The sequence below is a fragment of the Methylobacter psychrophilus genome (genome assembly GCF_025583945.1).
Lineage (GTDB): Bacteria > Pseudomonadota > Gammaproteobacteria > Methylococcales > Methylomonadaceae > Methylobacter_C > Methylobacter_C psychrophilus.
The window spans coordinates 1-7,747 of the sequence record NZ_JAOEGU010000087.1 but is presented as its reverse complement, the minus strand read 5'-3'; the positions used below and the strand labels follow the sequence as shown (position 1 = coordinate 7,747).

At 42.0% G+C, this 7,747-nt stretch carries 7 protein-coding genes and 1 pseudogene; 2 read left to right on the top strand and 6 right to left on the bottom strand.

Annotation, left to right across the window (positions count from 1 at the left end; all coding sequences use genetic code 11):
* Nucleotides 1-353: 353 nt before the first annotated feature.
* A pseudogene (locus N7974_RS19610) lies at nt 354-1,783 on the top strand (IS1182 family transposase).
* A 565-nt stretch (nt 1,784-2,348) separates the two neighbouring features.
* Nucleotides 2,349-2,474 (top strand): hypothetical protein, encoded by a 126-nt coding sequence (locus N7974_RS19605; protein ID WP_262967228.1) that lies wholly within the window; start codon nt 2,349-2,351, stop codon nt 2,472-2,474.
* A gap of 152 nt (nt 2,475-2,626) precedes the next feature.
* Here the strand turns inward: N7974_RS19605 and fnr are convergent, their stop codons facing one another.
* From fnr to N7974_RS19575, 6 genes are all read right to left on the bottom strand, one after another.
* Nucleotides 2,627-3,349 (bottom strand): fumarate/nitrate reduction transcriptional regulator Fnr, encoded by a 723-nt coding sequence (gene fnr / locus N7974_RS19600; protein WP_262967227.1) that lies wholly within the window; start codon nt 3,347-3,349, stop codon nt 2,627-2,629.
* 144 nt (nt 3,350-3,493) lie between these two features.
* Nucleotides 3,494-3,739, bottom strand: coding sequence for a hypothetical protein (locus N7974_RS19595; protein ID WP_262967226.1), 246 nt, complete (start codon nt 3,737-3,739; stop codon nt 3,494-3,496).
* Between the two features lie 575 nt (nt 3,740-4,314).
* The gene (locus N7974_RS19590) at nt 4,315-4,986 is read right to left on the bottom strand and encodes a c-type cytochrome (RefSeq protein ID WP_262967225.1); all 672 of its coding nucleotides are present in this window, start codon (nt 4,984-4,986) and stop codon (nt 4,315-4,317) included.
* A gap of 2 nt (nt 4,987-4,988) precedes the next feature.
* Nucleotides 4,989-6,614 carry a b(o/a)3-type cytochrome-c oxidase subunit 1 gene (locus N7974_RS19585; RefSeq protein WP_262967224.1) on the bottom strand — a complete coding sequence of 542 codons (1,626 nt, stop codon included), beginning with the start codon at nt 6,612-6,614 and terminating at the stop codon, nt 4,989-4,991.
* Nucleotides 6,607-7,209 carry a cupredoxin domain-containing protein gene (locus tag N7974_RS19580; RefSeq protein ID WP_262967223.1) on the bottom strand — a complete coding sequence of 201 codons (603 nt, stop codon included), beginning with the start codon at nt 7,207-7,209 and terminating at the stop codon, nt 6,607-6,609. The genes N7974_RS19585 and N7974_RS19580 overlap by 8 nt, the downstream gene beginning before the upstream one ends.
* 9 nt (nt 7,210-7,218) lie before the next feature.
* The gene (locus N7974_RS19575) at nt 7,219-7,362 is read right to left on the bottom strand and encodes a hypothetical protein (RefSeq protein ID WP_243217202.1); all 144 of its coding nucleotides are present in this window, start codon (nt 7,360-7,362) and stop codon (nt 7,219-7,221) included.
* Nucleotides 7,363-7,747 lie beyond the last annotated feature (385 nt).

Here is a 7,747-nt window from a genome sequence, read left to right as displayed (position 1 = left end):
GTCATACTAAACTTGAAAGCACGGTCAGATACCTCGGTATCGAGGTCGACGATGCTCTTGAAATATCTGAACAAACCGAAATTTAGATTTAAGTATAAGTACATCTGCGACCGTTGAAAAACGGTCGTACCTCTAAAGCGGACGATTACTTTTAGAAAATCAACCGAAGATTAAAGGCTCACTACGACCCAGACCCGCCTGTCGCGTTTCTCCAAAGCGGTCAGTCAGTCAAATCCAGATTCTGAGAACTGGAGTACTACAAAGCAGTCGTTGGCGACCTCACCCAATCGGCCCAGACTGTGTGAAAACTACAATCCAGCTATAATTATATTTTCAATTGAAAGTATATCAATATGAGCGGATTTATAACGGGCGAAGCTCGCACTCATGCGACTTTGTTTCCAGAAAAACTCGATGATTACATCTCGGCAGACAATGCCACCAGAGTAATCGATCTATTCATTGATGGTATTGATCTGTCGGCTACGGGTTTTAAAACCCTAGCGGCTGCCACTGGTCGACCTGGATATCATCCTGAAACCCTGCTAAAGCTTTATGTGTATGGCTACCTAAATCGCGTTCAATCATCGCGCCGATTAGAACGGGAAGCCGGACGTAATGTTGAGCTGATGTGGTTACTGAAGCGCTTGGCTCCGGATTTTAAAACCATTGCCGATTTCCGCAAAAAGAATACCAAAGCCATTAGATTGGTTTGTCGTGAGTTTGTTATTATTTGCCGTAAACTCAAGCTTTTTAGTGAGGCGTTTGTTGCCATTGATGGTAGTAAATTTAAGGCCGTCAACAACCGTGACCGGAATTACACGCAAGCTAAATTAAAGCGCAGACTCGAATTAATTGATGAAAGTATCGCCCGCTATCTGGGGCAAATTACCAGCGCAGATCGACTGGACGATTCAGTTGCTAAAGGTAAAACAGAACGACTGGAAAATAAGATTGAAAAACTCAAAAAGGAAATCGGGCGACTCAATATAATTGAAGTGCAATTACAGGCCAGCCCCGATAAGCAAATTTCGCTAACAGATCCGGATGCTCGGTCCATGATCAGTGCGGGTAATGGCATGGTTGGCTATAACGTGCAAACTGTCGTAGATACTAAACATCACCTTATCGTTGCTCACGAAGTGACTAATGTAGGTAATGATCGTGCCCAGTTAGCCAATATGGCTCGGCAAGCTAAAGCCGCTCTTGACGTTGATGCCTTAACCGCCGTCGCTGATCGGGATTATTACAGTGGCCAAGAAATAAAATCTTGCGGTGAAGCAAATATCGAGGTGTATCTCCCTAAATCAGAAACGTCGGGTAATCAAGCCAAAGGACTCTTCGGTAAGCGGGATTTTATCTATAAACCTGAAGATGATGAGTACGAATGCCCTGCGCTGGTGAGCGGGCAATCTTCCGCTTTGATACACTGGAAAAAGGCAAAATCATACGGCGTTATTGGTCTTCTTCCTGTGTTAAGTGCACCATGAAACCGCAATGTACCACCGATGTCAATCGGCGCATTAGTCGCTGGGAACATGAAGCCGTATTAGATGCTTTAGAAAAGCGCATTAACCAAGCACCGGAAATGATGAAAGTTAGGCGAGAAACCGTAGAGCATCCATTTGGAACGCTTAAGCTCTGGATGGGTTACACGCACTTCCAAATGCGAACCTTAGATAAGGTCAGTGCAGAAATGAGCTTGCATGTGCTTGCCTATAATTTGAAGCGAGTCATGAATATCATGGGCACTGCGGCTCTCATAGAGGCTTTGAAGGCATAAAAGCCTTCTTTAGTCGCAGAAAGGAATTCTTCAACAGGATTTTTGTCTTTATCAGCGCTGAATTGCACTTTTAGTTTTTACAGGATAAAAACCACACACAAAATAGTCGATAAATCGTAACCCCAGAACTTGGCAGATAGCCTTATGAAAGCCATATCTTGCATAAATTGGAGTTTTCACACAGTCTGGGTCGTAAGCTAACGGTCAGTTCCAACTAAAAATCAACACATTCTCGGAGGTCTTGAGGGTTAGGGAGATTTTTTAAATAAATCCTACTTTCCCATCGCATTGCCCTCCCATTTTTCAAAGGGGGGAAAGTGAATGCTTACTTTTGTTAATCAATCTTCCTTGCTGATTTAAATCTCTACTTTTTAGGCCAAATGAAGCACTCCGCAATAAACGAAACGAAGTTACTTTATTTGACGAGTTCTTGATCTGGATCAATATCAAATTAGACTTCTAATGTAAGAATAGCCGCTCCCGAATAAGGATAAAAAATCTGCTTATCACCAGTATTTTCAGGTAGCAGCAACTGTCTATTTATATTAACAAACGAGAAGAACACATGAAAATTATTAGCCATTTATTATTGCTTGTTATTGCTGTTATGACACTGACAGCCTGCGAGTCAGGTACCGGCCCGAGTAAACCAGCTCCTGAAAAGCCTGCATCATCAGCACCAGCAAAATAGGCGCTTTTTTTAAGCCGATTAAGTTGATGTAGAGCAGGTATTACCGAAATGGACAACGCCGATAAGTTGTCCATTCCTGGCAGCAAAACATCATCAAATAAAACTATTTTTCCTACATTATCCCACTGTCAACACCAACGGATTTTACTCAGTCAGCTTACAGCAAGTGCTTCCCGGTAACAGGGTTCGACAATCGACTTGAGTAAATTAAGGTCAATAATTTGAATGACCCGTTGCTTGACGACAATAACCCCCGCTTTACTCAATTCAGTCAGTTGGCGACTAATTGTTTCATTACTAAGCCCCAAAAAATTTGCAATATCCTGACGACGCATACTCAAGTTAAAGTCAGTATTTGAATACCCCAAAGCACCATAGCGTATTGATAGCATCAATAAAAACGTTGCCATTCTTTCCTTTGCCGTACGATGCCCAAGCAACAATATTTGTTCGCGATCTGAAGCAATTTCCTTACTTAAAATTCGCATCATCTGGTGTTGAAGGCCGGGTATTTCCGTATATAATTCATTTAAGCGAGATAAAGGCAATTCGCAGACTGAAGCCGTTTCAAGGGCAACCGAAGAACAACTAAAGCGTCCATGCAATAAAGCATCCAACCCCATTAGCTCACCCGGCAAATAAAATCCCAGCGTTTGCTCAATACCCTCGGCATTAACAATAAAACTTCGAAAAGAACCGGACTTAACTGCATACAAGCTTTGGCACTGATCATTCTGTGCGTACAACAATTCATCAGTTTGTAAAGGCCGTTTATTTTTTATAATACTTGCAAGTTGCTCTATCTCATTTGTTTGTAATCCATAAGGAAGACATAAATCAGCTAACCTGCACTCTGAACATGAGTTTTTTGGCAAAGCGGGATCCATCTCATTGGCCTGTTTTAGGTTGCTGTACAGCAAAAAATCGGGGGTAAAATCAATATTAGTGTGGGTAGTTTTTACCTCACCATGAATAAGACGATGTGTTACGGACAGCCTGCTCTCAAAATCACTGACGTTTTAATCCTTACGGTTCTTAATATTGGCCATTATTTTATCGACTTCTTTTCTTGGCAAATAATCCAAATCCCAATGACTGGTGTAGCTCTCCTTTAAGCGTCTTTTACCTTGATGAAGTGGTTCAGGTTCCTCGGTTTGAGGCACGGCGGCTGTACTAATAATATTAGTATTAGAAAGATCAATAGTACTTTCTATTTTTTGATCATTTTTTAACAAGCCAAGTATTTTTGCAAACAGTGGATTCATATAATATCTCTTAGGCTAAATCGTTTTACAAAATCAATTGAAGCCAAGCAAACGGCAATGGCTATTTGCAACGTAGCTTTAGAGTAACCTATCCTCACTTTTTATTTAAGCAAACTTTTAAAATATTCGATTCGGTATTGAACCTGTTCACTTTCGCCATAAACCAAAAATAGACCTATAGATTTTCAGATAAATAATTTCGATACTAACGGATACCATCGCTTTAAGGGATGTTATCCGTATGAGCTTATAAGCACGTGAATGGAAATTTAATTTCTGAAAGACTATGTGCTCCACTAATCAATTCCTCCCCAACGACATTTGCTTAATATATTGAACATTTTTCAATTTAGTATCAATAATCAGCGAAATCATCGTAAGCGAACTACTAACAATGCCCAAACCTGTCACATAAAATGTAGTGATTGAAGGCGACATGATTTTGATCGGCCAATTATGCAGTAGATTAGGAAGTCAGCTTGAATAAGACAGGCAACGTTTTATTGTTGCCTGACCTTCAAACGAATTATCAGGCACCTATAAAGCGATGTCCGACAATGAGGATAGTTAAAAACTTATTTAAGTTGCTGATAATACAAAGCCAGTTCTTTGATTTCATCATCACTTAATTGTTGAACAATCAGGTGCATACGGCTATATACATCGTTGTGCCGTTGGCCGTTTTTATATTCCAGCAAGGTTCTTGTAAAGTAATCAGCATGCTGTCCTGCCAGTGCCGGAATATCCTGCTTTTCACCTTGACCTTTTGATCCATGACAAACAAAACAGGGCGGCAGGATGCGCTTACCGTCACCCTGTTCAACCATTTTTTCAGCTCTTTCGAGATTTTGTTTCCCTGATTTATTTTCGACAGTCGGTAAGGAGCCAAACCAAACCGCAAGATCTGCGGCATCCTGTTCTGTCAGCCCTTTAGCCACGCCGGTCATCTGAATATGACTACGACTGCCATCAGCATAGTCACGCAACTGTTTGTAGGTATAATTGGCAACCTGACCTGCCAGTGCCGGAATCGATGGCAGCGTTTCATCATCAATGATTTCTGCTTTCACGCCCTGGCCTTTGTCGCCATGACAGCTTTTGCAGGATTCTGCCAGTTCTTTACCCTTGTCAAAATTACCGTTCTTAACAAATTTAATCGCTTCAGGTGTCCACGCAACTTTAGAGGGCGGTTCAGCATTAACAGCAACAGGGGCAATAAAAAGCAGTAATAGTAATAGTCGTTTCATGTTTAAAATCCCCATGACGATGATTCGTAAGTGTCCATTATAAAGAACTGTAAAATCGGATAGCCGAAGCTGATGGCCATTAAAACAGCAATCACTTTGTTCCAGATTTTAAAATCATTCAGCCATTCAGGAAGAGACGTTACCGCATGTATGGGCTCGGCAAATTCAATTTCCCCGTCAAAAACTTCTGTCGAAGCATTAAATTGCGTTTTTGCCAGATTGTAGATAAACAAACACGCCGAACCCAGCAATATTAAACCACCAAATATCATCATAAATTCATAAGGTTTCCAGGCCAACGTCAATAAACTATTATAAACAACCGTGGAAATACGACGTGGCTGGCCCAATAAACCCAACACATGCCAAGGAGTCGTGAGAATACTCATGCCTATAAACCAGGTCCATAATTGAAGCAAAGCCATTGAACTGGAAAATAACGGTTTTTTAACCAGCATAGGCCATAAGTAATAGGCAATGGCGAAATACATGATGACGGTAGTGCCGGCAAAAATCAGATGAAAATGGCCCGGTACCCAAGCGGTATTATGAATCATGCCATTCATCGCATAACTGGCATTAACTACGCCGCCAAAGCCGCCAAAAATCAGCATCAATAACGATAAAATAACCGACAATACCATGGTATTGGTCCAGGGCAAGCTACCTATCCAGCCGAACAAGCCTTTACCACCACGCAAACGCCCGGCAATTTCCAGTGAGGCAATGACAGTAAATCCTGTTACCAAGGTTGGCAAAGTCACCACGAAAGTGCCGATGCCGTGTAACAATTTCCAGCCCTTAGCTTGCTCCGGATCCATATAAAGATGATGAAAGCCTATAGGCAAAGCAAATACGGCCAAAACGATAAAAGCCAATCGGGCCATTTCATCACTAAACAGAAAACCGCCTGCCTGTTTAGGGACAAACACATAAAAAGCGATATAAGCAGGAATCAGCCAAAAATAAACAATGGGATGTAGCGTCCAGGCGAACAAGGTTCTGGATAGCCCTGGATCAAGGGTATCAATCCAGCCCAGAGACAGGGGAATCAACTGAAAAAGTACTTCCAGGGCAACACCGGCGCTGGTCCATAACCATAACAACGCATTCATGGTGGTTGCAAACATGGCTAAAGGCACGGGTTGCCCGGTGTTGGCTTTTTTCCATTGCACAAACATCACCAGCATGATGACACACCAAACCCAGGAACCAACGACCAGTAAGGTAGCGCCGATATAAAAAGCGGCATGAGCAACAACGGGCGGATAAAACGTATACAGTACAGATGCTTTACCAGTCAACAAAGGAATGGCCGCCAGAACAACACCAATTAATGCCAACCAGAAGCCACCCCATGCCAACGGCTTGTTCCATACCGGTTGCTTTAAGCTGGTGGTCGCGATGTAATAACCAAAGCCCATAATAAAAAAAGTCGTCAGGACATATGCCATCAATACCCCATGGGTACTCACCGAGGCAAAATAGGCACTAGGCGAGTCCAGTGCTGGTATAAAACCGCTACGTTCCAGTACTTGATATTCACCCATGAAACAAGCGACGATAAAGGCAATAAAAGCGACCCAAAGGTGGCTTAACGCGAGCTTTCGTTCTTCGGCATCATTCATTATTTGATCCTCCTTTAGCGGGCGACTTTACCGGAGCTTTCCAGTCTTCTTTGGCGATGACCGAAATATTGCTCCACATGTGGTTATGGCCCAAGCCACAATATTCATTACACAACACCGGATATTCACCAGGCTTTGGGAAAGTAGTTGTAATTTCCGCAACATAACCCGGCACAATCATGGTACTCATGTTGGTCATGGGAATATGAACACCGTGTAAAACATCCATACTAACCCAGCGAAAAGTTAATGATGTCTCGGCAGGGACATCAATATGTTTTGGGAAGAAGGAATAACGCCCGGCGACCATTCTGATGGTGATAACACCTTTGTCATCAACTTGTACGCCCAGATTATCTTCAGCAAATTCTTTATTTAAATGCAGGCTGGCGGAATCAATGGTTTCGACTTTACTGGGGGGATTAACACCGTGAAAAAATGCATCAATAGTGATAACTCCAACAAAAAGCGCGATCACCAGCATTGAGATAGTGATCCATTTCAGTTCTAATTGATCAATATGAATGGCTTGTACTTGCGCATAAAAATTTCGAAAAACCTGTCCACATTTCGCTTTTAATGGTTCTGTTTGCATAATGAAACCCTAGCCTCGCGGCAAAAATACGCCGTAATAAAGAAATAGCCACGCGACGACCATACCACCGATAACTGCCGACATCAGTGCAAAAGTTCCTACCGGGGGGCTTTCCAGAATACGCTTACGATCTTCTTCCGTCATCTTATCCATCTCGGTCTCTCTAATTATAATTAAATTGAATTAAACTAATTTCATTATAACTGGCATGGGCATTTTGATGAAAAGATTAGTGTCTTACTATGGATATTTTTTTCAGGCCTAACGGTTTAACTGTGCTTAAGGATATCTTTAACTCAATCTTTAAGTTTTCGCACCTTGGTTTTATAGAGCGTTGATAACCCTGTGTATTACTGCCAATGCATGTCGGTGGTAAATAAAGAGTTCAGAACAGCATTTTTCTTATACTTGATCAATACCTTCGTCAAAATTTAAGCCGCTCTCGCATGAATCCTGCCAATTTCTGCGGCTTGGAAGATACGGTCGTCGATTAAAAATGTGTCATCATTTTTGTCCAGCGAATTAATAATCCGCTGCG